This is a genomic window from Xanthobacter sp. (assembly GCF_041911315.1).
Classification (GTDB): Bacteria; Pseudomonadota; Alphaproteobacteria; order Rhizobiales; family Xanthobacteraceae; genus Xanthobacter; species Xanthobacter aminoxidans.
Map to the genome: position 1 here is coordinate 38,616 of NZ_JAYRPE010000010.1, position 26,779 is coordinate 65,394.

Here is a 26,779-nt window from a genome sequence, read left to right on the forward strand (position 1 = left end):
TGGCCGGGTCTGGCCTCAGGCCTTCTCGGCGACGACCGGGTTGCGCAGCACGCCGATGCCGCTCACTTCCACCTCCACCACGTCGCCGTCCTTCATGAAAAGCTTGGGGGTGCGCCGCGCCCCGACCCCGCCGGGCGTGCCGGAGACGATCACGTCGCCGGGCAACAGGGGCAGGATGGCGGAGGTGTAGGCGATCAGCGTGGGTATGGGCGTGATCATCAGGTCCACGGTGGTGCGCTGCACCTCAGTGCCGTTGAGACGGGTGGCGAGGGTGAGGCGGGTCGGATCGCCGATCTCGTCGGCGCTCACCATCCATGGGCCGAAGCCGCCGGTGGCGGCAAACGTCTTGCCAGGCATGAACTGCGAGGTGTGGCGCTGCCAGTCGCGCACGCTTGCGTCGTTGTAGCAGGCATAGCCCGCCACATGGGACAGCGCGTCGGCCTCCGAGATGCGCCGGCCGCCCTTGCCGATGATGACGGCAAGCTCGCCCTCATAGTCGAACTCGTCGGATTCCAGCGGCTTCACCAGCGCTTCGCCGTCTCCCACCTGGCTGCCCGCATAGCGCGCGAACAGCATGGGATTGGGGGTGACGGTGCGGCCCGTCTCCACCACATGGTCGTGGTAGTTGAGGCCGACGCAGACGATCTTGTCCGGGTCGGGAATGACCGGCGCCAGCGTCACGTCGGCGAAGGCGAAATCCGCCGGCGCGCCGACCAGAGCGGCGGCACGGTCAAGCCCGCCGGCGATGAAGGCGCGCAGCGTCGGCGCCTCGGGAAAGCGGCGGGCGAGATCGACGATCCCGCCATCGGTCACGAGGCCGTAGCCGGCCTTGCCGGCATGGGTGAAGGACGCGAACTTCATGGGGGCAAACCTTTTCCTTGAGCGTTTCGGGGGGGTGAGCGAGATCAGGCGGCGGAGGCCTGTGCGGGGGCGGCGGGGGCCAGCGCATCGGCCATGGCGGCTAGGTCCGTCTCGTCGACCGCGCTTCCGGCCACGTAGCGGTCGGGGCGGACGAGCACCGCCGCCGCGCCGGCCGCGTCCAGCAGCGGGCCGAGGTTGGGGCAGTCGGCCACGGTGACGACGGCGATGCCGGCCGCCTCGAAGCGCTGGCGCACCCGCTCGGAGGCGCTGCGCCAAAGCGCATCGCGGCACAGGAGGGCGAAGCCGAAGCCCACGGCATCGTCCAGCCGGCGCCCGTCGGCGAGGCGGGGCTGGGCGAAGCGGCTGCCGGCGATGTCCACGCGGCCGATGGCGACGCCCGGTCCCAGCTGGGGCACGCGGCTGCGCAGGCGCACCACGCCGTCCGCGTCGCGGAAGGCGGCGTTGAGGGCCGCCTCGGTGCCGCAGGTGTTGATGAGGCCGCCGAGCCGCACCGCCGTCTCGATATAGGCATGGGCGTCGGGCGCCCGCTCGCTCTGGTAGGTGTCGAGCAGGCTGTCCTGCGCCTGCCCCTTCACCACCGCCTTGAGCTTCCAGGCGAGGTTCGCCACGTCGCGGATGCCGGAGCACATGCCCTGGCCCATGAAGGGCGGGGTCTGGTGCGCGGCGTCGCCCGCCATCAGCAGCCGGCCGGCGCGCCAGCGCTGCGCAACCGCCGAATGGAAGGTATAGACCGCCGCGCGCTCTAGCTCCGCCTCATCGGGCCGGAGCCACGGCGCCAGCAGCGACCAGACGGTCTCGGGATGCACCACGGCGCGGCCGTCCTCCTCGGGCAGGACGGTGATCTCCCAGCGGCGGCGGTCGCCGGGGCCGCGCACATAGGTGGCGGGGCGCGCGGGGTCGCAATACTGGATGGTGTGATCGCCCAGCTCGGGCTTTGGCCGCCGGAGCACCGCGTCCACCACCAGCCAGCGCTCGTGGAAGCCGAGGTCGTCCATGGAGGAGCCGATGAAGCGGCGCACCAGCGAGCGGGCGCCGTCGCAGCCCACCACATAGCGGGCGCGGGCCTGCTGCAGGCGGCCGGTGGAGAGGTCTTCATAACGGACCGTCACCCCCTCGGCGTCCTCAACGAAGGCGAAGGCGTCACAGCGCGTGCGCACCCGGACGCTGGCGAAGCGCCTGAGGCCGTCACGCAGGGTCCGCTCCAGGTCCGGCTGGTGGAAGCGGTAGCTGGCGTGCCAGCCGAATTCGCTCACCTCCGGTGGGCGTGGCCAGTCCATCAGCAGCGCGCCGTTCACGTCGACGAAGCGCATGCCCGGATTGACCCGCAGAGACGGGACGATCTCGTCCGCGAGGCCGATGGTCTGGAACACGCGCATCACCTCGTCATCGAAGTGTACCGCGCGCGGCAGGTGATAGGCCTCTGTCTCGCGTTCCAGCACGAGGGTGGAGACGCCCTGAAGGCCCAGCAGGTTGGCGAGGGTCGCGCCAACGGGGCCGAGGCCGATGATGACGACGTCGAAAGGATCCGGCGTGCTGCCGTTTGCCTCGGGCATGGTTTTCCCCGTGTTTGGGCCGGACTGATCCCAGAGCGGGTCTCAGCCGGCAATGATGCCGGTCCCGGCGTCCGCCTGGCGGACATCGGCGCGATGAAGAGGGTCTGCGGGCGGGCGGCAGCGCGGTCCCGCGGGGGCTTGGAACGGGAGGGCGGCGGTCAGCCCGCCAGCCGGCTGTAGAGCCAGGGGCAGTCCACCACGTCCGGTGACCTGAGGCCGTTCGCGGCTGCCGCGAGGCGCATGTTGCGCAGGCGTGCGCGCGGCTCCTCGGGCAGATAGAGGCGCTCGTGGCCCCAGAAGCTCGGCCCGGCGAAGGTCTCGTGCGGCTCCCATGTGGCGGGATCGATCACCCGCCCGCCCCAGCCGTTCTCCACGAAGAAGCCGGAGGGCGAGTTGGCGTAGAAGGAGGTCATGAAATCGTTGGTGTGGCGCCCCAGCGTGTAGGCGAGGCGCCCCTCGTCCAGCTCGGCGAGGTCGTAGCCCTGGCCCACGTCGTCGAGATTGTTGAACTCGATCATGAAGTGATGAAAGCCGGTCTGCCCCGAGCCCACCATGGCGAGGCTGTGGTGGCGCCCGTTCACATGGAAGAAATAGAGCGGATAGGGGGTGAGCCCGTAGTCGCTGATGTGGAAGTCGAGCAGGTCGCGATAGAAGGGCAGGAGCGCGTCGATCCGCACCGCGTGCAGCACGGCGTGCCCCATGCCGAACGGGCCGGTGCGAAAGCCCGAGATGGGGCGGCCGGGCACGAACGGGTCGCTCGCCCGCATGGGGTTGAAGAACAGTTCGACACTGTTGCCGTCGGGATCGGCGAAGGTGATGAGGTCCTCGACGAAGCGCCGGTCGGCGAGCGACCGCGTGCCCCGCGCCACCGCGACGCCGGCGGCCTCGAGGCGCGCGGCAAAAAGGTCGAGGTCCGCCTTCTCCTCCACCTCCCAGCCGATGGCGGCGATCACCGCGCCCGGCTCGTTCACCACGAACAGGCGCTGGCGCTGGTCGTCCATGCGGAAGGTCGTCTGGGCGCGCGTCGCATCCACCGCCTGCATGGCGAGGAGGCCCGAGGCGAAGGCGTTCCAGTCGTCCATCCTGTCCGAGCGGATGCCGAGATAACCGAGCGCGATGACGCCCATGACGGTGGTCCTCCGGGTGGGGTGGGTCTTGGTGGCGGTGGGGGCCAGCCTCAGGCCGGCGGCAGCGCCGAGGCCGAACGGGCGGGGATGAGGAAGCTGCACCAGAAGGTCAGCGCCGCGGACGCCGCGATGTAGAGCGCGGGGGCCGCATTCATCCCGGTCTGTGCGATGAGCGCGGTGGCGGCCAGCGGCGCGAAGCCGGACAGCAGCGTGACGCTCACATTGTAGGACAAGGCGATGCCGGTGAAGCGCACCTGCGTCGGGAAAAGCCCGGCGAGGATGCTCGGCCAGATGCCGCTCGCCAGCGAGAACACCAGCGACAGCAGGCTCAGTATCAGGACGATGCTGGCGCCGTGGTTCGCCATCAGCGCGAACAGCGGGACCACCACGACCACCATGCCCAGCGCGCCAGCCCGCAGGATGAGGCGCCCGGGCACGAAGTCCCCGGCCCAGCCGGCGAGGATCAGGCCGATGGAGCTGACCACCAACGCCACCGTCATGGCCAGCGCCACGTCGGGGGCGGGATAATGCAGCGTCTTCACCAGGAAGGCGGGCACGAAGCCGTAGAGCATGCCGTTGAAGCCGGCGATGATGGAGGCGACGCCGGCCGCCACCAGCACCGAGCGGCCGTGATGGCGCATCAGTTCGCGCAGGGGATGCCGCGTGGCCTTGCCGTGGAGGTTCACGAACTCCGGCGACTCTTCGAGCTTGCGGCGCAGCGCGAAGCTGACGAGACCGATGACACCACCGAGGAGGAAGGCGATGCGCCAGCCGTAGTCCGCCACATCCTGCGGCGGCAGCGTGTACTGGATGCCGAGATTGACCAGGGTCGCGATGAGGACGCCCACATTGACGCAGAAGATGATGAAGCCACAGGCGAGACCCGCGCGGGCGGGGGCCGCCTCCACCGCATAGGTCACCGCGCCCGGCAGCTCGCCGCCGAGGCAGATGCCCTGCACGAGGCGGAAGGCCACCAGCAGCAGCGGCGCCGCAATGCCCCAGGACTGGTAGTTCGGCAAAAGGCCGATGGCGATGGTGGCGAGCGTGGTGAGGCCCAGCGAGCCGATGAAGACCGGCCGGCGGCCATAGCGGTCGCCCAGAATGCCCAGCACTGCCCCACCGAACGGCCGGGCCAGGAAGCCGAGGGCCAGGACCGAGAAGGAGAGGATCAGCGAGACGTAGGGATCATCTGTCGGGAAGAACTGCGCGGAGATATACTGGACGAAGATACCGTAGATGATGAAATCGTAGAATTCGAGCGACCCGCCGAGGCTCGCGAGAAAGATGATCCGCCACTGTCCCTTGTTGAGACTCGGCGCGGCTTGTCCTGAAAGGGGATAAGTGGCGTGTGTCATGGATCCTCGGGGCCTCTCTGTTTATTGGCTGTGTTCTTGAAAGCAGATACAGGCGTGCCGGGGCCGCCCGCGACGCGCGCGCAAGCGGGCAAAGTCGCGGCGACGCCAAGATGCCAGCGTCTTGATTTACTGATGAAGGTTGATTGTCCTGGGCCGTTCCGAGATGGAAAGCGCAAAGGAATGCTCGGCACGCGGTGGGGCAGGGGCGCCGTCAGTCATGTCATCCTCCCGGATATTATTCTTGCCTGAGGGGTAGGATGAGCGAGGGCCTTCCGACAGCGAATTGTCGTGGCTGTCCACGTGGTGGACATGCTGCATTGCGGTGCCGTCCGTAGCGTATTCTTCTTGCGGCGGGACAAGAGCCGCCGTGCCGGCGGACCACATGCGAGACGGGGAAGCACCGTCGATCGAACGTGGCGGGCGCCTTCCTTGGTCTCCGCTGGACGAGGTCAGGCGGGAAATCGCGCCTCGGCCGCCTGCCGGCCGGCGGTGCGACCTCCGATGACGCATTCGGCGAGGTTGCCGCCGCTCATATAGATGTGGCCGAACAGGCTGCCGAGCTCGCCTGCCGCATAAAGGCCGGGGATCGGCGCACCGAAGGGGTCCAGCACGCGCTGGTGCACATCGTGGCGCGGACCACCCTGGGTGTTGATGACGACAGGGCGAACCCGCCCGAAATAGAAGGGGGGCTCGCTGATCGGCGCCATGGTCTCCGGCAGCCGGCCGAAGGCCGCGTCGCGACCCGCCGCGACGGCGGCGTTCCAGGCCTCGACCGTGGCACGCAGCTCAGGCCCCGGTACGTCCATCAGCGCCGCAAGCTCTTCAAGGGTATCGGCGCGGTGGAAGATGCCAGCCTCGATCTCGCGCGCATTGTCTGCGCTCCAACCGAGGTGCGGCTGCGGGTCGTTGTGAACCGAGCGCCCCAGCGGATACATGCGCCGGCCGGCATCGTCGAACACGAGGAACGCCGGATCGCGCGGGAACCCCTGGCGCTTCGGGTCGAAGGCATCGAACGGGCGCACGCCGGTATCGCCGGGATAGGGCGGATACTCGTCCATGAAACGCCGGCCGGCCTGGTCGACAAGGATCCAGGCGAGGCGAGGCAGGACCTTCTCGGAGGCTCTTCCCGGCGCGGGATCGGTGCCGAGGGTCGCGGCGCCCAGTGTCTGCGTCCCGCTGGGGGCCGGCGTCCACATGGGCACTGCCTTGAGATAGAGGCCGAACGGGTAGTCCGGGTCGGGATGCACGAGGCCGTAGGGGCCGTGATAGTGCCACATGTGCCAGAGGTCGGCGCCCACAGCCTGGGCCATGCGGATGCCGTCACCGGTGTTGCCGCGGAAGGATCCTGTCAGCACGGCCCCCTTCTGGAAGTACTGACGCTGCATCTCCGCGTCTGCCTCGAACCCACCGCAGGCGAGGACCACGCCGCCATGCGCCCGGATCGCCAGCGGACGCCCGTCGTGCTCGGCCAGAAGGCCAATCACCGCACCGTCCGCGTCCGTCAGGAGCCGACGCGCCGGGGTCGACATAAGAACTTTGACCGCGCGTGCCGCGACATTGTCGGCAAGTACCTTGAAGAGGCGCGTGCCGTTCTTCACCGGCCCCGCCTGGGGAAAGCAGGTGCCGTCCTCCAGCGCCGGCACCGATTCGACTTCGCAATAGCCGAGCGCCTCGTATCCCGGCAGGGGATAGTTGCCGAGCGCCGACGTAACGCGAACCTTGGCGTCGCTGAGACGGGCGAGGCCGCGCATATAGCCTTCCACCTCCACCATCCCGTCGGCCAGCGCCTCCAGCAGGATCTGCGGCGTCCGCCCTCCGCAGGTGGCTTCGAGATAGGAGAGCGCCGCCGCGCGGTCGCTGCTCACGCGGATCCCGCCGGCCGACACCACGGACAGCCCGCCGGGGAAGTCCATCTTCTCGATCAGTAGCGTGCGGGCCCCGCAATCAGACGCCTCGATGGCGGCGACGGCGCCGGCCGCGCCAAAGCCCACGACCAGCACGTCGGTTTCAATGTCCCAGGATGTAGGCAGCGGCTGCCTCGGGGTTTGCGGCCTCATCGCGTGCGCTTTCATGGATCGATGCGGTGCTTGAATGAGGGCTCGCGCCCCGGGCGGGTGCGGGCGAGCACGTCAAGGATCACGGCGCGGGTCTCGGCCGGCGCGATGACGTCGTCGATCAGGGCCATCTCGGCGGCGAGATAGGCGGAGGCCTGCGCCTCCGCGCTCGCCAGCAGCTCGCGGCGCCGGGCGGCCGGGTCTGCTGCCTTGGCGATCTCCTTGCCGTAGGTGAGTTCGACCCCGGCTGCGGGGCCCATCACGTCGAACTGCGCGGTCGGCCAGGCGACGATGGCGTCCGGCGCCATCACGCGCCCACCCATGGCGAGATAGGCGAGGCCCACCGCCTTGCGCAGGACGATGGTCGCCTTCGGCACGCTCGCGCCGATGACGCTGTTCAGGAAGCGCGAGGCGAGCGAGACCATCCGCTGGTTCTCGATCTCCGGACCCACCATGAAGCCGGGGCAATCCACAAGGAACACCAGGGGGATATGAAAGGCGTTGCAGGTGTCGACGAACTTTCGCGCCTTCTGGATGCCCTTCTCGTCGATCGCCCCGGCCATCTTCATGGGGTTATTCGCGAGAATGCCCACCGACTGGCCGTCCATGCGGGCAAAGGCGGTGATGAGGCTCGGCCCGTAGGTCTGCCGGTAATGGAACAGCTCGCCGCCGTCGACGATCAGCCGGATCAGCTCCTCCATGTCGTAGGCGCGGCGATGGTTGTCGGAGACGATCTGCGTGAGCCGCAGCGCGCCCTCCGGGGTGTCGCAGGCGGCCGGGCGCGGCGCCACGGTCGGTGGAAGTTCATCGCAATTTGAGGGCAGGAAGGAGAGAAACGCGCGGATCGCCGCAAGCGCCTCCACATCACTCCGGGTCAGCATATCCGCCTGGCCGGTGATTGTGGCGCTCTTCTCGGCCCCGCCGATGTCCTCGGCGGAGACCACCTTGCCGATACCCACCTTCACAACGGGCGGCCCGGACATGCCCATGTATCCGGAGCCGGCGACGATGGTGACAAAGTCGGATTGAAGCGCGGTGAAGGAGGGGCCGCCGAAGCATGCGCCCATGACCGCCGCCACCTGCGGAACCCGGCCGGAGAGCATGAAATGCTCCTTGAAGCGGGCCCCGAGACCGGCGGCGATGGCGCCGTTATTCTCCTGAAATCGGCCGGCACCCGCCTCCATCAGCGCGATGAAGGGACGGCGATGGCGCAAGGCAAGGTCGCGCACACGCTGGCTCTTCGCTTCAGCCACGCGGCCGCGCGTTCCGGCGATCACCGAGGCATCCTCGGAGGCCACATAGACCTCCCGCCCGTCAATGGTGCCCCATCCTGCGACGAGGCCGTCGGCCGGCGTGCGTGCCTTGAGCGCACCGTGCTGGCTGCGGGCGAGAAGCCCGATTTCCCGGAATGAGCCGGGATCGAGCAGCCGCTCGATCCGCTCCCGTGCGTCGAGTTTGCCCGCGGCCTTGAGCTTGGCGAGCGCGGCCGCGCCCCCCATGGCGCGAGCGGATGTGCGACGCGATTCGAGTTCCTTCAGCGTGTCCTCGTCCATAGGGCCCGGCTTCGCTCCCGTATCGCTCGGCGGTCCATCACGGCCGCGTCGTCTCTTGTGAGGACGTTGTAGATTGTTTCTTCCCATGTAAATGCATTTGCAGCATATTGTCACCATTGCACGTCGATATTCATCGGGCAGGCGCAATCCACACAGGCAGGGGGATAATGTTCATGGCGCAGCATGAGGTGGTGTCGAGCGTCACCGGCGTGGTGTTCGAGGTGGCGGTGGCGGAAGGCGGCCTGGTGGCAGCCGGCGACACCCTTCTGGTGGTCGAATCGATGAAGATGGAGATTCCGGTTGCCGCCCCGAGCGCCGGCCGCATCGCGCGCATCCTGGTCGCCGCTGGCGACGGCGTGGACGAAGGCCAGCCGGTGGCGATCATTGAGGAGTGACTGCGCTCAGGCCGTCTCGCCATGGGCGATGTGCCTGTAGTCTCCCTCGAAATAGAGCAGGGGATTGGTGCTCTCGCGCTGCCGCATCGCCACCACTTGGCCCACCAGGATGTCGTGGGTTCCCGAGCTGAACTGGGACGACACCTCGCAGTCGAAATTGGTCATCGCCTCGTCGAGCGCGGGCGAGCCTGTAGCCAGGGTCGACCAGCGACAGCTGGAGAACCGTTCGGCCGGGTCGCGCGAGAGGAACTGGCGGGCGAAGGGCATCTGGTCCGCAGCGAGCACATTCACGCAGAACACGCCCGCCTCGATGATGAGGCCGTGGGTGCGCGTGCCGCGGTTGACGCACACCAGAATGCTGGGCGGCCCGGCGCTGACCGAACACACCGCGGTGGCGATGAGCCCGGCCGGGCGTCCCTGATCAAGGGTCGAGACCACGTTCACGGCGGCCGCCAGACGGCGCATGCCGCGCTTGAAGTCATCCTCCGACACGGCGTCAAAGCGCGGCATGGGGCATTTCCTCTGTTTGTGGACCGGATGCGGCGGGTACAATCCCGCAATCCGTACAAAATTGCCTTGATATAGGGTAACGTTCAAGACACAATGTAGCTATAAAAATAGATACATTGTGGTGCCGCTCCCACGGCTGCACCTGCAGGGCAGGAAGACATCCGGATGGATTTTCAACTGACCGATCGTCAGAAGGAGCTGATCGAGGCGGCGAAGGGTGCGTACGAGCGCAAGCTTGCTCCGCTGGTGGCCGATTCCAGCGTCGCCGGCGTGCGCCGCGTGCGCCGCGCCATGGCGGAGCAGGGGCGTCTTGGGCTCAATCTGCCTCCCGAGCACGGCGGCCTCGGTCTTCCGCTTCTCGATACGCTGCTGGTGATCCAGACCCTCCAGGCCTGCGCGCCCATCGTCGGTGGCTTGAGCCACCGCACCTCCACGGGCGCCGTTGGTGCCGTTGTGGAATACGGCACGCCCGAGCAGCGCGCCCGCTTCGTCGAGCCCCTGTGCCGCGGAGAGATCGGCATCTCCATCGGCATTACCGAGCCTGACGCCGGCTCGGCCGCCACCGCATTGAAGACCCGCGCCCGGATCGATGGCGACCACGTGGTGCTCAACGGTTCCAAGCAGTTCGTCAGCTTCGTGAACATCAACGAGTTCACGCTGGTCTATTGCCGGTTTGGCACGTCGGGGAAGGCGTCGGACATCGGTGCCGTCATCGTCCCGCATGATGCGCCGGGCTTTCGCCATTCGAACGGCACGCTCAATATGGCCGACGAGCTTCTGTTCGAGCTTTATTTCGACGATTGCCGGGTGCCGAAGGAGAATATTCTCCTTGATGGAGGGGCATTCGGAAAGCTCATCAGCGTCTACAATGCCGAGCGCCTCGGAAGCATGGCGCGAATGTTGGGTTCCGCGCGCGCGGCCTATGAATTCGCGCTCGCTTATTCCAAGGAGAGGCGGCAGTTCGGTCGCGAGATCTGCGATTTTCAAGGCATCCAGTGGATGCTGGCCGACATGCGCGTGAAGCTCGATGCGGCCCACCTGCTCGTCATGCGCGCGGCATCGACGGCCCAGGTCACGGGCCTGCCCGCGCCGCTTGAGACCTCCATTGCCAAGGTGTTCACCGCCAAAGCGGCGAAGGAGATCTGTGACGACGCCATCCAGGTGCTCGGCGCCAACGGCTACACCAAGGAATATCCCCTCGTTCACCGCTATGCCGAGGTGCGTGGCGGCTCGATCTATGGCGGCACCATGCAGATCCACAAGAACATGATCGCGGCTGCCATCCTCGAGCGTGAGAACAGCCAGTGGAAGAAGGCCTGAGGGAGGCCGCCGTGACCGTCGAGATCGACCGCTCGCTGATCGGCAGACGCAGCGCCCCCTACATCGTCGAGGTGGAGAAGGGGGCCGTGCGGCGCTTCGCCGACGCCATCGGCGACCCCAATCCCGTGTACCGCGACATGGAGGCGGCGCGGGCGCAGGGCTATGCCGGCATCATTGCGCCGCCCACCTTCCCGGTTTCCTTTCACTGCCCCGAAGAGCCCGAGTGGACCCGCAACCTCGACCGGCGGCGCGTGCTCGCCGGCGAGCAGGGCTTTCACTATGCGAGGCCGATCGTGGTGGGAGACATCCTCACCTGCTGCATCACCTTTGTCGGGGTGGAGGAGAAGCAGGCGCGCTCCGGCGCCATGGAGCTTTTGGTTCAGGAGATCGAGGGCCGAGATGCGGCCGGCGCGCCGGTCTACCGCCACCGGCGCGTCATGGTCTATCGCGCCGCCCCGGCGATCTGAGCGATGGATGCCATCGCCGCCACCCCCCTGATGACGGCGGACGCCTTTGCTGCGGCGCTTGCCGACCCACGGCACGCCTGGCCGAGCCGTGAATGGGCGCTGCTCGATGTCCGCGAGCACGGCGCTTACGAGCGAGGCCATATCCCCGGCGCCACATCGCTGCCGCGTCGCCGGCTCGAGTATCGCGTGGAGGAACTGGTGCCCGCTCGCGCGACCCCGGTGGTGCTGTACGACGACGGCGGGGACGATCGTCGCGCCGTGCTCGCGGCGGACGATCTTCGCGGGTACGGCTATAGTCGTGTCAGCGTGCTCGCCCACGGCCTCGCCGGCTGGCGCGCGCGTGGTGGCCGGCCGGCGACGGGCGTGAACGTGCCGTGCAAGACCTTTGGCGAGCGGGTTCTCGCCGAGGACCGGGTGAGCCATATCGATGCGGCGGGGCTCGACGCCCTCCGTGCTGCCGGCGTACGCGTCGCGATCCGGGATGTCCGCACCGCGGAGGAGTTCGCTGACGCGCACATTCCGACGGCCCGATCTGCACCCGGCTTCGAGCTGGCGCTTCGGCTCATGGATCTGGAGGCGGAGTGCGACACGGTGGTGGTGAATTGCGCCGGCCGCACGCGCTCTATCATCGGTACCGCCACTCTGGCGCTGCTCGGCGTGCGATCGGTCTTTGCGCTCGAGAATGGCACCATGGGCTGGCAGCTGGATGGCCGCGCGCTGGAGCGCGGGGAGGCAGGCTCGCCGCCTCCTTCGTCCGGCAGCTGGGCGCACGCCGTTGCCCGCGCCGAAAGCTTGGCGCGAACCCACGGGGTTGGTTTCCTTTCTCCCCGAGACCTCTCAGCGCTCCTAGCCCGCCCATCCGCCGATGTGCGCCTCATAGACGTTCGGACGAAAGATGCCTTCGACGCCGGGCACATCGCTGGCGCCGTATTCGCTCCGGGCGGACAGGCTGTGCAGCGGGCCGACGATTTCATCGCCGTACCCGGTGCCGACGTGGTGTTTGTGGACGAAGGAGACGCGCGCGCCTTGCTTGCCGCCTATTGGTATCGGCGCATGGGTTTCCAGCGTGTCCATGTGCTCGCAGGGGGCGTGCCGGCCTGGCGCGACTCGGGCCGCAGGGTCGTGCAGGGCCACGCCCGCGCCACGCCGCTGGGCCTTGCCGCCGCGACCTCCGCTTGCGCCTTCCTGGACGCGGCGAACCTCTCCCGCCGCCTGGACGCGCCGTCTGAGACGCGGCCGCTGGTGGTCGACGTGGGTTCGAGCCGCGATCTTGCGTCGGGCCACATACCGGGTGCGCTCTGGCTGCCGCGCGGCGCGCTGGAGCTTCGGGCGGCGGAGCTCCCGCCGGGCCGGACGGTGGTGCTCGCATCGGCGGAGGAGGCTCAATCCATTCTCGCCGCGCGCGCGCTGGCACGCCTCGGCCGCGAGGAGGTCTATGTCCTTGAGGGCGGCATCGCCGCCTGGCGCGCCGCGGGATTTTCGCTCGCGGAAGGCCTGCCTGATGGAGCGGGCGCCGACGACATCGTGGATCCGCCCTATCGGCGTGGGCTGACCGGAATGCGGTCTTATCTCGAGTGGGAGATCGCGCTGCACGGCCAGTCGCCGACGCCGGAGGGCGGCGCATGAGCCGCCAGCTCCGAGGGCCGGCGTTCCGGCCGGGGGGCCGCGCTCTAGCCCTACACCACAGTCATGCGCGGCTGCGGGCGCTCGCGGGCAAGTCGGGTGAGGATGTCGATGCCTTTGGCGAGAACACTCGCCTTCTGCGCCGGATTGACCGAGATGCGGAACGCGCGCGGCGGCCTCGACCCGCCGATGGTGAAATTGTCCGACGGCACGACCGAGACACCCTCCCGATAGGCTGCCTCGCAGAACTCCGCCGCGTTCCAGTGATCCGGGAGATGCAGCCACTGGAAGAATGCGGCCGGGTGACTGGAGACCTTCCAGCCCACCAGCAGCTTGAGAGCCGCTTCGTGGCGGGCACGCAGCTCGGCCAGATTGTGGCGGGCGATGGCGTCGGCGGAACCGTCGGCGATCATCGTCCCGGCGATCTCCAGCGGCAGCGGCGCGTTGGCAAGCATCAGCGCATGGAGCGTGTGGACGAGGCGTTCGCAGAGCGTCGGAGGGCTCGCCATGTAGGCGACGCGCAGAGCCGGGGTGACGCTCTTGCCGAACGAGCTGAGATAGATCGTCCGCTCCGGCGCGAAGTGCGCGATGGGCAGAGGGCGCTCCGTCATGCCGCTGATGGCCGCGTCGTCCTCGATGAGGATCAGATCATGGCGGCGCGCAAGGTCGGCGATGCGCTGGCGACGCTTCTCGGACATCATTGCCGCGGTGGGATTGTGAACCGTGGGCTGAAGATAGAGGCAGCGCCCGCCGGTGGTGGCAACCGCCTCCTCCAGGGCCTCGGGAATGATGCCTTCGCTGTCGATGGCCACAGGCGCCAGACGGCGCCCGAGCAGCGCGCCGAGGGAATTGACGCCGGAATAGGTGAGCGCTTCGGACAAGAGGGTTTCGCCGGGGCCGACGGTGCCGCTGATGGCCACCAGCAGCGCCTGTTGGCCGCCTCCGCAGGCGATCACCCGGTCGGGCGTCACCTGGAGGCCGGAGCGGCGGATCCACTGGGCACCGGCGGTGCGGTGGCTCAGCAGGCCTTCGGCGGGCGGATACTTGTGCACCGGCATGAGGGCGGCGCGTGCCGCGGCGAGCGTCATGGCCTTCCCGAGTTCCTCGGAAAGGCCGGCCACGGGCGAACGGTAGCAGGCGAAATCGATGGTGCCGGGCATGCGCTCGGGCAGGTAGTTCGGGATGGTCGCCTCGATCCCACGACAGACGAAGGTGCCACGCCCGACCTCGCCGGAGACCAGCTGGCGCTTCTTCATGATGTTGTACGCGCGTCCGACAGTCCCGACGGTGACGCCGAGCTGTTCGGCCAGATCGCGCTGCGGGGGCAATTGCGCGCCGAGCGGCAGCTCGCCGCTGTCGATGGCCTCCGCGATGGCGCCCGCGAGCGCGAGGTAACGCGGGCCTTCAAACTTCGAAATGTCGGGTGTCCATACCCCCGCGCCGGCGGCGTCAGTCATGGCGTTCGGGTTCTCCGGCCGAAGATCAATGTCCGGCATAATGTAACTTATCTGACGGCTACATTGATACAGGGATGTTACGGAGGCGGCCGGCCTCGCCGAGGCCGCCGGACAATTCCTCCCGCGTCCCGGCGGACTGAGCCGTCGCATGTCGGACCTTCGGGTCGCCAGCCCCACGCCGCGGCGCGTTCTCCGGAAACGATCAACTGGCGCGCCTTCGCCTAGGGCGGGGCGAGCGCCGGGAGGGAAGGGAAACAACAATGAGCAATCCGTTCCGCAATGCGACCTACGCGCAGGCCCTGGCGATGCTTGCCGCGCGTCATGGGGAGCGAGACGCCCTGGTGTTCCGCGATCAGCGCTTCTCCTTCGCCGATCTCCGCCGCGAGGCCGACGCCGCGTCCCGGCGGTTCGCGGCGCTGGGGCTGAAGCCCGGCGACAAGGTCGGAATTCTGATGCCGAACCGGCCGGAATTCATCTGGTCGTGGCTCGGCGCCGCGCAGATGGGACTGGTCTGCGTGATGCTGAACACCCGTCTCCGGCGCGACGAAATTGCCTACCAGCTCGGCCAGTCCGACTGCCGGGCGGTGATCGTGACCGATTCCGGCGAGGGTCCCGATTTCCTCGTCGCGCTCGCGGAGCTGTGTCCCGGCCTCCGCGACGGCGCGCCGGGCGCAATAGCTGGCGAGGCCTTGCCGCAGCTCGATTTTGTGATTATCTGCGAGGACACGAACCGCGGCTATTCCGGGGCTCTCACCTGGGCCGGGCTCGACAGTCCCTCGGGTGCGATGCCGGACATGGCGGACGATCCCGCGTCCCCGGCCATTATCTCATACAGCTCCGGCACCACGGCCCTGCCGAAGGGGGCGATGATTTCCCATTGCCTGTGGCGCAAGGCGTGGGACATCGGCATCCGCGTGGATCTGACCGCGGACGATTGCCTGTATCTCGCCATTCCCATGTTCGGCTCCATGGCCACGATGAACGGCATCGCACCCTATTGGGTGCGTGGGGCCAAGGTCGTGCTGGGCGAGCAGTTCGATGCCGGTGCCTGCCTTGCGGCGATCGCGCGCGAGAACGTCACGGGCATGCACGTGCTGCCGCCGATCCTGCGCCAGCTCCTCGCCCACGCGGACTTCCGCAGGACCGACACGTCGTCCCTGCGCCTCGCCTATACGCTGAGCATTGACCCCGAAATCCTCGCCCAGGTGGAGGATGAACTGGGCGTGCCCGGCACCATCACCGGCTACGGCATGACCGAGACCACCACCGTGGTGACCCGCAACCGCTGGGATGACCCGCGCGAGGTGCGCCACGCCACCCAGGGCTGGCCGCTGCCGGACCTCGAAGTGTCGATCATCGACCCCGCGACGCTCGCGCCCATGCCCGCCGGCGAGCCGGGCGAGATCTGGGTGCGCGGCTATTCCATCATGCTTGGCTACTACAAGAAGCCGGAGGAGACGGCCCGCGCCATCAACCCTGACGGCTGGCTGCGCACCGGTGACTGGGGACGGCAGGACGAGACCGGCCGTGTCACGCTGCTCGGCCGCCTTGGCGACACCTATAAGTCGCGCGGCTTCAACGTCTCTCCGGCGGAGGTGGAAGCGGTGCTGGATCGCCACCCGCGCGTGGAGGTGTGCGCCGTCGTCGGTGTGCCCGACGATCGGTATGGCGAGGTGGGCATCGCCTTCGTGGTTCCCGCTACGGGGGAGGGGGCGCAGGAGGCGGAATTGCTCGGCTACCTGAAGCCGAAGATCGCCGCCTACAAGATGCCGGCCCGCGTGTTTTTCATCGAAGCGCTGCCGCTGACCTCAGGCACTGGGAAGGTCCAGAAATTCAAGCTTCGCGCCGAGGCGCTGCAACGCCTCGGTCTCGTGCCTCCGGAGCCGGGGCGCCCGGCTTCTCCGTGATCAAGACGGCCCCGCAGCCGCTGAAGCTGCAGATTGTGATCATTTCATCGCATCAATGGCATGTATTATTACCATATAAATGGTGACAATCTGATTTGGACGTGCTCAGAATGATCCAACAATAGGAGTCCCGCCCGGTATCGGCAGATGCGGCGAGGGACCCGATGGGAGAGAGACGCGATGGAGGAGAAGCGCTTTTCCGGCCGGCGGGTGGTCGTCACTGGCTCTGCCCGAGGTATCGGCCGGGCAACGGCGGAGAGGTTTGCGGAGGACGGCGCCGCAGTGGCGGTGGTCGATCTCGATGCCGCCACCGCCGCGGCTACGGCAGAGGAAATCGCTGCGACCTACGAAACCCAGGCGGTGGGCATCGCCTGCGACGTCTCCGTGCGTGAGAGCGTCGAAGCGATGGCCGAAGAGGTGGCGCAGCGGCTCGGCGGGATCGATGTGCTCGTCAACAATGCCGGCGTCACCAGAGACAACCTCATTCACAAGATGGAAGATGAGGATTGGGATCTCGTGATGGGGGTCCATCTGCGTGGCGCATTCCTGTGTACGCGCGCCGCCCAACGGCACATGGTGCGCCAGAACTACGGCAAGATCTGCAACATCTCTTCCACCTCCGCGCTCGGAAATCGCGGGCAGGTCAACTATTCGACCGCCAAGGCCGGGCTGCAAGGTTTCACCCGCAGCCTCGCGCTCGAATTGGGGCGCTTCAACATCAATGTGAACGCAGTGGCGCCCGGCTTCATCGATACCGAGATGACGCAGCTCACGGCCCGCCGGCTTGGCCACGAGCCTGAGGCCTACCGCCAGATGCGTGCGAAGACCATCGCCATTGGCCGGGTTGGCGTACCGCGCGACGTGGCGAACCTCGTCTGCTTCCTGTGCTCCGACGAGGCAGGATTCGTGAATGGGCAAGTCGTCTATGCGAGCGGCGGCCCGGAGACGCGGCGCGGCTGATCGCCGGGCGGTGCCACTCTCTCAAGAATAATCGGAAATGGAGGAGACGATGATCGATCCCGTCGATGCGCTGGAGCGTGACGACATCAAGGAGCTGGCAGCCCTTGCAATCGGCGAGTTTCGCCCGCGCGGCGCGAGCTATGACGCCAATTGCGACATGCCGCGCGAGAATATCGAGGCGCTCTTCTCCCGCGGCTGGCTGACCACGACGCTCCCCAAGGAGATGGGCGGCAAGGGCTCGAACCTCACCACGGACGATCCCGCCACCTATCTGCAGGCGCTGCGCGTGATCGCACGGGGGTGCAGTTCCACCGCCCACTGCTACCAGGTGCAGAACCACACCGCCTGGGCGGTGAACGATCTGGGCACGCCGGAGCAGCGCGAGCGCTTCATCCAGCCCATGTTCGAGCGCCCGTCGCTGTCCGGCTTCGTGGGCTCCGAGGCAAAACGCAAGCACATGTACATGATGAACACCTCCGCCAAGCGCGTGGATGGAGGGTTTATCCTCAATGGCGAGAAAAACTACGCCACGAACGGTCCGATGATGAGCTTTGCGATCATCTTCGCCGCCATCGATGGCGTGAACAACTATCTCGATAACCATCAGATGCTCATCGTCGAGCCCGGCATGAAGGGCGTGACGATCGACAATGACTGGTATCGGCCCAACGGCATGCGTGCCGCGGCAAGCCCGATCATCACCCTCGACAATGTGTTCATTCCGGACAGCCATGTCCTCGGCGAGCCCGGCGCCTATCCGCGCGGGCGCTGGCAGGGCCGGTTTCATCTCGGCTTCACCGCCAACTATCTCGGCACCACGGAGGGAATGTACGAGTGGTGCCGCCAATACCTGATCGAGCGCGGGCGTGGCAGGGCGGAGCTGATCCAGATGCGTATGGGCGAGATGCGCATCGCCCTCGATGCCGCCGGCTCGCTCTTCCACGACGCCATTCGCGCGTTCAAGACACGGTCGGTGGTTGAGGCGGAACTGCTCTCCATGAGCGCCAAGTCCACGGCAGCGCACGTCGCCTTCGAGCTGTCCCACAAGCTGATCCATGCGGTCGGCTCGACTGCGCTGTTCGACGAGTATCCGCTCAGTCGCTATCTCCGCGATCTGGAGACGCATGTGCTCCATGCGGGGCATGACCGCACGGCGCAGATCGTCGGCCAGGCGGAGCTGAACGAGACATTCGATTCGACCCTCCAGCGCTGAGGCGCGGCGCGATGCAGAGGCGCTTCGACGAACTGGCCGTGGGGGACCGGGACACGCTTTCGAGCGATCCCGTTACGACCCGCCAACTGGTGATGTATGCGGGCGCCTCGGGCGACTTCAACCGTATCCATTACGATGATGCCTATGCCCGGGAGGCCGGGCTGGGCGGCGTGATAGCCCATGGCATGCTGACCATGGGTATCGCCGGGCGCAGCGCCTCTGCGTTCGGCGGTCCGGGCGCGTTCGTGCGCGACATCGAAGGGCGCTTCCTCAATCCGGTGCGCCCGGGTGACGTGGTGGTGATGACTGTCGAAGTGGTGGCGAAGGAGACGCGGGAGGGGGTCCCCTGCTGCGATCTCGCGGTGAGAGGCGAGGTCGAGCGGAGGCTCGTCTTTCAGGGCAACGCCACCCTCGCGTTTCAGCGATAGGCACGCATTCCAGCCGGGCCCAGGCCGCCGGCTCCACGCTCCAAACCGGGAAGGGGTCGATGAAGAGTGTCCTCATCGCCAATCGCGGCGAGATCGCCTGCCGCATCGTGCGGGCCTGCCGCGACCTCGGGCTGAGAAGCATCGCAGTCTACTCCGACGCCGACCGCAACGCTCTTCACGTGGAGCTGGCGGACGAGGCGGTGCGCATCGGTCCCCCTCCGGCGCGGCAGAGCTATCTCGATGCCGATGCCATCCTGGAAGCCGCGCGCGCCACCGGCGCCATGGCCATCCATCCCGGCTACGGTTTTCTCTCGGAGAGCCCCTCTTTTGCACGGAAGGTCGTGGACGCCGGGCTCGTCTTCGTTGGGCCGGCTGACACCATCATCGCCGAGATGGGCGACAAGGGGCGCGCCCGCGCGCGGGCCGAGGATGCGGGCGTCCCGGTTCTGCCAGGCTCTGGTCGGTTGCCCCGGGACATGGGGGAGGACCTGCCCGGCCTCGGCGCATCCGTGGGATTCCCGCTGCTGGTGAAGGCGACAGGCGGGGGCGGGGGCATCGGCATGCGTCGCGTCGACACCGAAGCCGATCTCCCGGCCGCCGTCGAACGCGCGCGCGAGCAGGCGGCCCGCAGCTTCGGCGATGACGGCGTCTATCTCGAACATTTCGTCGCCGCCGCGCGCCATGTGGAAGTGCAGGTGTTTGGTGTTGCGCCCGGCCGGGTCATCGCCTTTCCCGAGCGAGACTGCTCGGTGCAACGCCGCTTCCAGAAGGTGATCGAGGAGAGCCCCGCCGCAAACCTGCCCGATGGGGTCTCCCATGGGCTGAGGACGGCGGCCGCCCGCCTCGCGGCACGGGTCGGGTATCTCGGCGCGGGGACCGTCGAATTCATCGTCGACGCCGCGACTGGGCGATTCTACTTCCTGGAGATGAACACGCGCATCCAGGTGGAGCACCCCGTTACGGAAATGGTGACGGGTCTCGATCTGGTGGCGTTGCAGCTGCGCCAGGCGGCCGGCGAAAACCTCTTGGCGGCGATCCCAGATCCGCCGGTGGCGGTCGGCCATGCCATCGAAGCCCGCATCTATGCGGAGGCCCCCGACCGTGGGTTCCTGCCAACGCCGGGACGACTTGCGCGGCTGGATCTTCCTGCATTGGGCGACGGCCTGCGTATCGATACAGGGGTTCGGGCGGGCGACGAGATCACCCCATTCTACGATCCCATGGTTGCCAAGGTGATCGCCTGGGGCCCGGACAGGGAAGCCGCGCGGCGGCGCCTTGATGATGCTTTGGCGGCGACGTGTATCAATGGCGTGGGGAGCAATCTCGCGTTCCTGCGTTCCGTGCTTGCGCATGCGGAATTTCGCACCGGTGCCGCCACGACCGACTTCGTGGCGAGGCATGGTTCCGCTTTGCTTGCTCCACGGACGGAAGAGCCCCGGGGATGACTGGGGGCTGCTGAGCGTGTGGCGACTGTGGCGAAACGCATCCGCCGATTAATACCAGAATTCAAAGTATCAATCTGGACGAATTGTGTTGATCTGTATCAAGGCTTTGTTATGGTTCGAGTTAACGACGATGCGTCCGGCATGACTGGCGCACACGGGAGGGACCCATGGGATTGGCGCGCAGGATCCTCGATCCGGTAGCGAATCTGCTGCTGCTTGCCGCGGGCTTGAGCATCGTGCTGATGATGGTGATCGTCGTCGCCGATGCGGTGGCGCGTAGCCTGTTCAATGGCACCGTGCCCGGCAGTCAGGAGCTGACCGCCAACTATTTCATGGTCGCGGTGACGTTCCTGCCGCTGGCCTGCGTGCAGCGAGACAAGGCCCACGTCATCATTGAGCTGTTCACCGGCTGGATGCCGCCACGCGCCGTGGCCTCGCTCGATGCGGTGGTCTGCCTCGCCTGCGCCGCCGGGACGCTCGTATTCTGCTATGCGACCTACTTGAAGGCCCTCGCCATGACGCGGGCCGGCGAATACGCGGTCGGCACGGTGATCGTCACGATCTGGCCGACCCGCTGGCTGGTGGTGGCCGGCGCGCTGGTGCTTGCGCTCTATCTCCTGCTCAACGCGGCGGAGGAAGCGCGCGCCGCCATTTTTGGAAGGCCGGCACCGGGCGGCGCCCGTCATGGCCACGCGCTCGACGTCGACTGACGCCGCGCACCCTCCACCTTTCCCCGAACCGGCGTCTTCAAGAGCACATCATGTCATCGATCACCGTCGGCATTCTTGCGATCGCCATTCTGTTGCTGATGCTGGCCGTGCGGGTGCCCATCGCCTTCGCGCTCGCCTCGGTTTCCGTGGTCGGGATGCTGGTCATACGTGGGCCGGCGGCGGCGATGAGCGTGCTGGCCGAGCAGCCCTACAATTTCATCGCCCATTGGTCGATGTCGGCGGTGCCCATGTTCATCCTCATGGGCACCCTGGCCTATCACGGCGGCCTCACCCAAAGTCTCTACAGGGCCGCGCGGTTGTGGCTGAGCGCGCTGCCGGGCGGGCTCGCGGTGGCCAGCACCGCCGCCTGCGCGATGTTTGCCGCGGCCTCTGGCTCCAGCGTCGCCACCGCGTCGGCCATGGGGCGCATCGCGATCCCGGAAATGCTGCGCTACCGCTACGACCCGGGCCTTGCCACCGGCGCGGTGGCTGCCGCCGGCACACTCGGCTCGCTGATTCCGCCCAGCATTCTGATGGTGCTCTACGCCATCTTCGCCGAGGTCTCGGTGAGCCAGGCTCTTGTCGCGGGCGTCATCCCGGGAATTCTGTCGGCGGTGATGTTCGCGACCATGATCGCGATCCGTTGCAAGCTGAATCCCGCCTTGGCCCCGCCGGTGGAAGAGGCGGTGAGCTGGGCGGCCCGCTGGGCGGTGCTCGGGTCGGTGTGGCCGTTGCCGGTGCTGGTGCTGGCGGTGATCGGCAGCATGTATGTGGGCATCTTCACCGCCACCGAAGCCGCCGCGGGCGGTGCATTGATGACGTTCGTCATTGTCGCGCTGCGGGGGGCGCTGAACTGGCGCGTGATCAAGGAATCCGTGGTGGAATCGGTGAACTCAACCGCCACCATACTCTTCATCGCGCTCGGCGGCTTCCTGCTTTCGCGCTTCATGGCTGTATCCGGCTTGCCGGCTTATGTTGCCCATGTTGTCGACGGGATGGAGCTGCACTGGCTCTACATCATCATCGGCGCGTCGGTGGTCTATATCATCCTCGGGATGTTCCTGGACTCCATCGGCATCATGCTTTTGACGTTGCCGATCATGCTGCCGGTGCTGGAGGCGGCCCATCTGAACCTGATCTGGTTTGGTGTCCTCGTCATCAAATACCTGGAGATCGGGCTTGTGACACCGCCGGTCGGCCTCAATGTCTTCGTTATCAAGAGCGTGGTCGGGAAGTCTGTGCCGCTGGAGACGATCTTCAAGGGCGTGATGTGGTTCATCGTCACCGACATCATCACGCTTATCATTCTCATTTCCTTCCCTGAGATCTCTCTTTTCTTGCCAAACATAATGAAGTGAAGAAGAAAAATCGGGAGGATACAAAGTGAAACACGTCCTTTTCGCAGCCGGTCTGGCTGCCATCAGCGGGGCGACGGCACTCATGCCGGCGTCCGCCCAAGCCGCCGACCCTGTCAAGATCGTCTATGCGAATTATCTTAACCCAAAGCACATCACCAACCCGGTGCTCCTGCGCTACTTTCAGGATGTGGAGCGGGACTCAAAGGGCACGCTGAAGTTCGAGTATCACTTCGGATCGTCTCTCCTGTCGGGTAAAGACATTCCGGGCGGCGTGCGGGACGGGATCGCCGATGCCGGGTACTTCGTCGGCGCCTACATTCCCACCGAAATGCCGGTCGACAACTTCCTCGCCGAGTTCAGTTTGCTCAACGATGAGCCGCTCGTGATGACGGCGGTGCTGAACGAACTGGAACTGTTCAACTGCCCGCAATGCACCGAGGAATACAAGAAGTTCAACACACGCTTTCTCGCCACCTATGCGCTGACGCCCTATGTCTACCACTGCCGCACCGAGATGAAGAAGCTCTCGGATTTCAAGGGCAAGCGCGTGCGCGGCATTTCCGCTTATGCCGACCTGGCGCGCGCCCTCGGTGCGGTGCCGGTCAACGTTAGCCCCGACGAAGGCTACGAGGCGCTGGATCGCGGCATCATCGATTGCGCGCTTCATTCTATCGCCGCCCAGAAGGCGCGCTCCTACGGCGAGGCGGCGAAGTTCGTGCTGCTCGACCCGCTCGGCGGCTTTCTTGGAGCGGCGCTGTTCGACCTGCGGATCGACAAGTGGAATGCCCTGACCGTCGATCAGCGCAAGGCGATCGTCACCAACCTTCCCCAACTGGTCACGGATTCGATCTTCAACTACATCCACGAGGATGAGGAAGTCGTGTCCGAGTACACCAAGAAGGGCACCAAGTTTTACAAGGGAGATGCCGAGTTCGGTGCCTTCATCAAGGATTTTGCCAAGAAGTACACGGCCACGGCGGTGGAGAAGGGCGCAAAGGTTGGCGTGAAGGATCCAGAGAAGATCGCTGCCGAACTGACCCGCCTTGCCGAAAAGTGGCGGGGGCTGCTGGAGAAGAACGGCCGCGACCAGGCGACGTTCAAGCGCCTCCTTTGGGAAGAGATCTACGCCAAGGTCGACGTGCAAAACCCCATCAAGTGAGAGGATGAGACGGTGCCGCAGGGCTGCATTCGGCCCTGCGGCGCGCCTCACCACAGCTCTCGTCCGGGCGCCTGGCTGGAGGAAATGATGTCCCGTGACCACAGGCTGCGCGTCGAGGACGCGGGCGGCGTAAGACGGCTCGTTCTCGACCGACCCGAGGCGCGCAACGCGCTCGACGGCACGCTCGTCGGTGCGCTCACCGAGGCGATCGCGGCGGCCGGTGCCGATCCCGCGGTTCGCGTGGTGGTGCTTGCCGGCACTGGCGGCGGATTCTCCGCCGGCGCCGACCTCAAGGAGACGGCGCGGATCACCGATGCAGCCGTGGCCGCTGCCCATGCGCACCGCATGCGACGTCTGCTTGAGGCGCCCGGCGAGATCGACAAGCCGGTGATCGCCGAGGTCCACGGCTTCGCCCTGGGCGCGGGCTTCGCCCTGGCGCTCGCGTGCGACGTGGCGGTGTGCGCCGCGGATGCGCGGCTCGGTTTCCCCGAGATGCGCCATGCGGTGGTGCCCGCGTTGGTCGTGCCCGGCATCGTGCGGCGTGCGGGACCTCTGGTGGCGTTCGACCTGCTCGCCAACGGGCGGATTTTCACGGCTGCCGAGGCGAGGATTCCAGGTCTCGTGGTGCTGCCCTCCGGTGCCGATGCGGCTCCGGACGTCGCGCGTCGTGCGACGGAACTCGCGGGCCATCCGACAGAGCTGGTGGCCGAGGTGAAGCGCATGGTTCGCACCAGCGATCGCTGCGACCTCGCGCACGCCCTGGACGCTGCAGAACAGGTGAATGTGGAAAACCGCCTCAGGCGGGCGCGTTTGACGCGGCAGGAGGAATGACGAGATGAAGTTTCACGAGGTCGGCGACCATGAACCGGTCATCATTGATGCCGTCCGCACGCCGGTCGGGCGCCGGGATGGTGCCCTCCGGGAATGGCATGCGGCGGCGTTGCTTGGCCACGTCTTCGCCCGCCTTCTGGAGCGCAGCCGACTCGATCCGGGACTGGTGGATGACGTGGTCGCCGGCTGCGCCACGCAGGTGGGCATGCAGGCCGGCAACGTGGCGCGCACGGCGCTCCTCATGGCGGGAATGCCGGTGACGGTTCCGGGCTCCACCGTGCAGCGCGCGTGCGGTTCGTCTCAGCAAGCGGTGCACTTCGCCGATACGCTGATCCGCTCCGGCGTCTGCGATGTGGTTGTGGCCGGCGGCGTCGAGATCATGTCGGCCACCCGTGGCGGCAATGACGATACGCGCTACGGCGCGCGTTATCCGAAGGATCTGGTCGAGCGCTTCTCCATGCCCAGCATGGGCGAGGCGGCCGAGCGGATCGCCGAGCGGTGGCATCTGGATCGGATCTATCTGGATGAGCTTTCCGTGGAAAGCCACCGCCGTGCCGCCGCGGCGCAGGAGGCGGGTCGGTTCGATGCCGACATGATACCCATTGAGGGGGCCGACGGTGTGATGCTCACGCGCGACGAGGGCGTGCGGCCCGGATCGAGCGTGGAGAAGCTTGCGACCCTGAAGCCGCCCTTCCGCCCGGACGGCCGGGTGACGGCGGGCAATGCCAGCCAGGTTTCGGACGGGGCGGCGGCTCTCCTGCTCATGAGCGCCGGCAAGGCCCGTGCCTTGGGACTTACGCCCCGCGCCCGCGTCCATGCGCAGCTGGTTGTCGGTGTCGATCCCGAGATCATGCTCACGGGCCCGATCCCGGCGACCCGGGGCATCCTCGCCCGCGCCGGGCTGGCGCTCAGCGATATCGACCTGTTCGAGGTCAACGAGGCATTCGCTTCGGTGCTCGGGGCTTGGATCGATGAAATCCAGCCCGACCTCTCGCGGGTCAATGTCAATGGCGGTGCCATTGCCATGGGCCATCCGCTGGGCTCCTCCGGGGCGCGGCTGATGACGCTGTTGCTGGGCGAATTGGAGCGACGCGGTGGGCGGTTCGGCCTGCAGTCCATGTGCTGTGGCGGTGGCCTGGGCACCGCGACCATCATTGAGCGGATCGAGCCCTGAGCGATCCGCTCGTCACGCCGAAGGCGTCGTATCAAGACGGGCTCCCGCGCCAGCCGACCTGGTTCTTTCGCTCGGCCTTCTCCCGCCCGGACGCGGGGGGAGCAAAGGGATCACCGGGCAGGGGCGAGAGACTGTCGCAAGGCCGGCGACTCCCGGTCCGTCAGCCCGGATTGCCGGCATCCGCCCGGCCTGTGCTTGCGTTGCGGCGCAGGGATCGCGGCGTTTCCCCGAACGCGGTCTTGAAGTCCCGTGACAGGTGGGCGCTGTCGGCGAAGCCTGCTCCCATCGCGATGTCTGTCAGCGATCGCTTGCTGTTGAGGATCAGCCATCGTGCATAGTCGAGCCGGAGGCCGCGCTGGAACGCGGCCGGGCTCTGACCGAGGGATACCGCGAACAGGCGCTCGAGCTGGCGCGGGCTGACACCCACATAGCGCGCGATGGCCGCGACCGGCGGAGGATTGTCCAGCCGCTGCTCGATGAACTGCGCGGCCTGTTGCACCCTGACGTCAAGGTGGGGGCCGATCTCCGCATAGAAATGCGGCTGGGGCATCTCGGCCGGCCGCATGTGCTGCAGCATCATGTGCCGCATGGCCTGCTGAGCCTTGTCCCGGCCGCAGTGGCGCGCGACCAGGTAAAGGCCGAGATCGATCGCCGCCGTGGAGCCGGCACAGGTGATCAGATCCCCCTCGTCGATGAAGAGACGCTCCACCCCCGCCTGCACCTTCGGGAAGCGCTGCTTGAAGGCATCGAGCACGTTCCAGTGAACGCAGACCCGCCGCGGCCCCACAAGGCCGGCCCTGGCGATGGCGAATGTGCCGGTGCAGATCCCGAGCAGCCGCACGCCTGACGCCGCCGCCCGCCGCAGGTAGGCGAGCAGGCTCTCAGGCAATGCATCGTTGAGATAGTCGTTGCCGCCGCACACGGCGAGGTAGTCGAAGTTGGCCGGATCCATCAGGTCGCCGTTCGGGGTGACCAATATCCCGCAGCTCGACCGCCGCGGCTGGCCGTCCAGACTCATCACGGTCCAGCTCGCATGGAGCTTGCGGCTGCGTCCGCCATGGTCGGCCGCCAGCCGCAGCACGTCGATCAGTCCGGAAAAGGCGGCCAGCGTGAACTTGTCGAGCAGCAGGAAGCCGATCCGCAGCCGGGCGGCGGGCGGCGCAGGGGGCGGCGGGTGATCGCTGGCACGGGGAGGACGCAGGGGGCGCATGTCGCGAATGTTCAAATTTTAGGCCGGCCCATTCTAGTGCGCTTTGCAGCCGGCGCGCCATCATGACCTCACAGAAGCGCGAAGACGC

The 26,779-nt window shown here is 67.1% G+C and carries 23 protein-coding genes; 14 read left to right on the forward strand and 9 right to left on the reverse strand.

Annotation, left to right across the window (positions count from 1 at the left end):
* Nucleotides 1–15: 15 nt before the first annotated feature.
* The 6 genes from ACE3QW_RS03975 to ACE3QW_RS04000 form a co-directional block, all read right to left on the reverse strand.
* Nucleotides 16–861: a fumarylacetoacetate hydrolase family protein gene (locus ACE3QW_RS03975; protein ID WP_374250530.1), complete on the reverse strand. Its 846-nt coding sequence runs from the start codon at nucleotides 859–861 to the stop codon at nucleotides 16–18.
* Between the two features lie 44 nt (nucleotides 862–905).
* On the reverse strand, nucleotides 906–2,435 hold the full coding sequence (locus tag ACE3QW_RS03980) for a bifunctional 3-(3-hydroxy-phenyl)propionate/3-hydroxycinnamic acid hydroxylase (protein WP_374250531.1): 1,530 nt from the start codon (nucleotides 2,433–2,435) through the stop codon (nucleotides 906–908).
* Between the two features lie 158 nt (nucleotides 2,436–2,593).
* The gene (locus ACE3QW_RS03985; protein WP_374250566.1) at nucleotides 2,594–3,562 is read right to left on the reverse strand and encodes a VOC family protein; all 969 of its coding nucleotides are present in this window, start codon (nucleotides 3,560–3,562) and stop codon (nucleotides 2,594–2,596) included.
* Nucleotides 3,563–3,612: 50 nt separating this feature from the next.
* On the reverse strand, nucleotides 3,613–4,917 hold the full coding sequence (locus ACE3QW_RS03990) for an MFS transporter (protein ID WP_374250532.1): 1,305 nt from the start codon (nucleotides 4,915–4,917) through the stop codon (nucleotides 3,613–3,615).
* A 449-nt stretch (nucleotides 4,918–5,366) separates the two neighbouring features.
* Nucleotides 5,367–6,974, reverse strand: a complete 1,608-nt coding sequence (locus ACE3QW_RS03995; protein ID WP_374250533.1) for an FAD-dependent oxidoreductase — start codon at nucleotides 6,972–6,974, stop codon at nucleotides 5,367–5,369.
* Nucleotides 6,975–6,985: 11 nt separating this feature from the next.
* The gene (locus ACE3QW_RS04000) at nucleotides 6,986–8,524 is read right to left on the reverse strand and encodes an acyl-CoA carboxylase subunit beta (protein WP_374250534.1); all 1,539 of its coding nucleotides are present in this window, start codon (nucleotides 8,522–8,524) and stop codon (nucleotides 6,986–6,988) included.
* A 173-nt stretch (nucleotides 8,525–8,697) separates the two neighbouring features.
* On the opposite strand from ACE3QW_RS04000, the gene ACE3QW_RS04005 reads away from it, so the two are divergent.
* A complete protein-coding gene (locus tag ACE3QW_RS04005; RefSeq protein ID WP_374250535.1) occupies nucleotides 8,698–8,919 on the forward strand; it encodes an acetyl-CoA carboxylase biotin carboxyl carrier protein subunit in 222 nt (73 codons plus the stop codon).
* Nucleotides 8,920–8,925: 6 nt separating this feature from the next.
* On the opposite strand, the gene ACE3QW_RS04010 is transcribed toward ACE3QW_RS04005, so the two are convergent.
* A complete protein-coding gene (locus tag ACE3QW_RS04010; protein WP_374250536.1) occupies nucleotides 8,926–9,429 on the reverse strand; it encodes a flavin reductase in 504 nt (167 codons plus the stop codon).
* 165 nt (nucleotides 9,430–9,594) lie between these two features.
* Here ACE3QW_RS04010 and ACE3QW_RS04015 point away from each other — a divergent pair, with 165 nt between their 5' ends.
* Genes ACE3QW_RS04015 through ACE3QW_RS04025 form a run of 3 tightly spaced genes read left to right on the forward strand, consistent with a single transcriptional unit; the run spans nucleotide 9,595 to nucleotide 12,842 of the window.
* Nucleotides 9,595–10,749 carry an acyl-CoA dehydrogenase family protein gene (locus ACE3QW_RS04015; protein ID WP_374250538.1) on the forward strand — a complete coding sequence of 385 codons (1,155 nt, stop codon included), beginning with the start codon at nucleotides 9,595–9,597 and terminating at the stop codon, nucleotides 10,747–10,749.
* Nucleotides 10,750–10,760: 11 nt separating this feature from the next.
* Nucleotides 10,761–11,216: a MaoC family dehydratase N-terminal domain-containing protein gene (locus tag ACE3QW_RS04020; RefSeq protein ID WP_250166858.1), complete on the forward strand. Its 456-nt coding sequence runs from the start codon at nucleotides 10,761–10,763 to the stop codon at nucleotides 11,214–11,216.
* 3 nt (nucleotides 11,217–11,219) lie between these two features.
* Nucleotides 11,220–12,842 carry a rhodanese-like domain-containing protein gene (locus tag ACE3QW_RS04025; RefSeq protein ID WP_374250539.1) on the forward strand — a complete coding sequence of 541 codons (1,623 nt, stop codon included), beginning with the start codon at nucleotides 11,220–11,222 and terminating at the stop codon, nucleotides 12,840–12,842.
* 50 nt (nucleotides 12,843–12,892) lie between these two features.
* Here the strand turns inward: ACE3QW_RS04025 and ACE3QW_RS04030 are convergent, their stop codons facing one another.
* Nucleotides 12,893–14,296, reverse strand: a complete 1,404-nt coding sequence (locus ACE3QW_RS04030; RefSeq protein WP_374250540.1) for a PLP-dependent aminotransferase family protein — start codon at nucleotides 14,294–14,296, stop codon at nucleotides 12,893–12,895.
* A gap of 260 nt (nucleotides 14,297–14,556) precedes the next feature.
* Here ACE3QW_RS04030 and ACE3QW_RS04035 point away from each other — a divergent pair, with 260 nt between their 5' ends.
* From ACE3QW_RS04035 to ACE3QW_RS04080, 10 genes are all read left to right on the forward strand, one after another.
* Nucleotides 14,557–16,203, forward strand: a complete 1,647-nt coding sequence (locus tag ACE3QW_RS04035; RefSeq protein ID WP_374250541.1) for a class I adenylate-forming enzyme family protein — start codon at nucleotides 14,557–14,559, stop codon at nucleotides 16,201–16,203.
* Nucleotides 16,204–16,383: 180 nt separating this feature from the next.
* Complete coding sequence (gene fabG, locus ACE3QW_RS04040) at nucleotides 16,384–17,163, forward strand: 3-oxoacyl-ACP reductase FabG (protein WP_374250542.1); 780 nt, start codon at nucleotides 16,384–16,386, stop codon at nucleotides 17,161–17,163.
* Nucleotides 17,164–17,212: 49 nt separating this feature from the next.
* Nucleotides 17,213–18,376: an acyl-CoA dehydrogenase family protein gene (locus ACE3QW_RS04045; RefSeq protein WP_197022996.1), complete on the forward strand. Its 1,164-nt coding sequence runs from the start codon at nucleotides 17,213–17,215 to the stop codon at nucleotides 18,374–18,376.
* A gap of 11 nt (nucleotides 18,377–18,387) precedes the next feature.
* Entirely contained in the window at nucleotides 18,388–18,804 is a 417-nt protein-coding gene (locus ACE3QW_RS04050) for a MaoC/PaaZ C-terminal domain-containing protein (protein ID WP_250166854.1), read from the forward strand.
* Between the two features lie 59 nt (nucleotides 18,805–18,863).
* Nucleotides 18,864–20,249 carry an acetyl/propionyl/methylcrotonyl-CoA carboxylase subunit alpha gene (locus tag ACE3QW_RS04055; RefSeq protein ID WP_374250543.1) on the forward strand — a complete coding sequence of 462 codons (1,386 nt, stop codon included), beginning with the start codon at nucleotides 18,864–18,866 and terminating at the stop codon, nucleotides 20,247–20,249.
* A 167-nt stretch (nucleotides 20,250–20,416) separates the two neighbouring features.
* Nucleotides 20,417–20,959, forward strand: a complete 543-nt coding sequence (locus ACE3QW_RS04060; RefSeq protein WP_374250544.1) for a TRAP transporter small permease — start codon at nucleotides 20,417–20,419, stop codon at nucleotides 20,957–20,959.
* Nucleotides 20,960–21,009: 50 nt separating this feature from the next.
* Nucleotides 21,010–22,317 (forward strand): TRAP transporter large permease, encoded by a 1,308-nt coding sequence (locus ACE3QW_RS04065; RefSeq protein ID WP_029557508.1) that lies wholly within the window; start codon nucleotides 21,010–21,012, stop codon nucleotides 22,315–22,317.
* 25 nt (nucleotides 22,318–22,342) lie between these two features.
* Nucleotides 22,343–23,476: a C4-dicarboxylate TRAP transporter substrate-binding protein gene (locus ACE3QW_RS04070; RefSeq protein ID WP_156026343.1), complete on the forward strand. Its 1,134-nt coding sequence runs from the start codon at nucleotides 22,343–22,345 to the stop codon at nucleotides 23,474–23,476.
* Between the two features lie 84 nt (nucleotides 23,477–23,560).
* Nucleotides 23,561–24,307, forward strand: coding sequence for an enoyl-CoA hydratase/isomerase family protein (locus ACE3QW_RS04075; RefSeq protein ID WP_051679088.1), 747 nt, complete (start codon nucleotides 23,561–23,563; stop codon nucleotides 24,305–24,307).
* A 4-nt stretch (nucleotides 24,308–24,311) separates the two neighbouring features.
* Nucleotides 24,312–25,481, forward strand: coding sequence for an acetyl-CoA C-acyltransferase (locus ACE3QW_RS04080; RefSeq protein WP_374250545.1), 1,170 nt, complete (start codon nucleotides 24,312–24,314; stop codon nucleotides 25,479–25,481).
* Nucleotides 25,482–25,641: 160 nt separating this feature from the next.
* Here ACE3QW_RS04080 and ACE3QW_RS04085 read toward each other — a convergent pair whose 3' ends face one another.
* The gene (locus ACE3QW_RS04085) at nucleotides 25,642–26,706 is read right to left on the reverse strand and encodes a GlxA family transcriptional regulator (RefSeq protein ID WP_374250546.1); all 1,065 of its coding nucleotides are present in this window, start codon (nucleotides 26,704–26,706) and stop codon (nucleotides 25,642–25,644) included.
* Nucleotides 26,707–26,779: the final 73 nt, after the last annotated feature.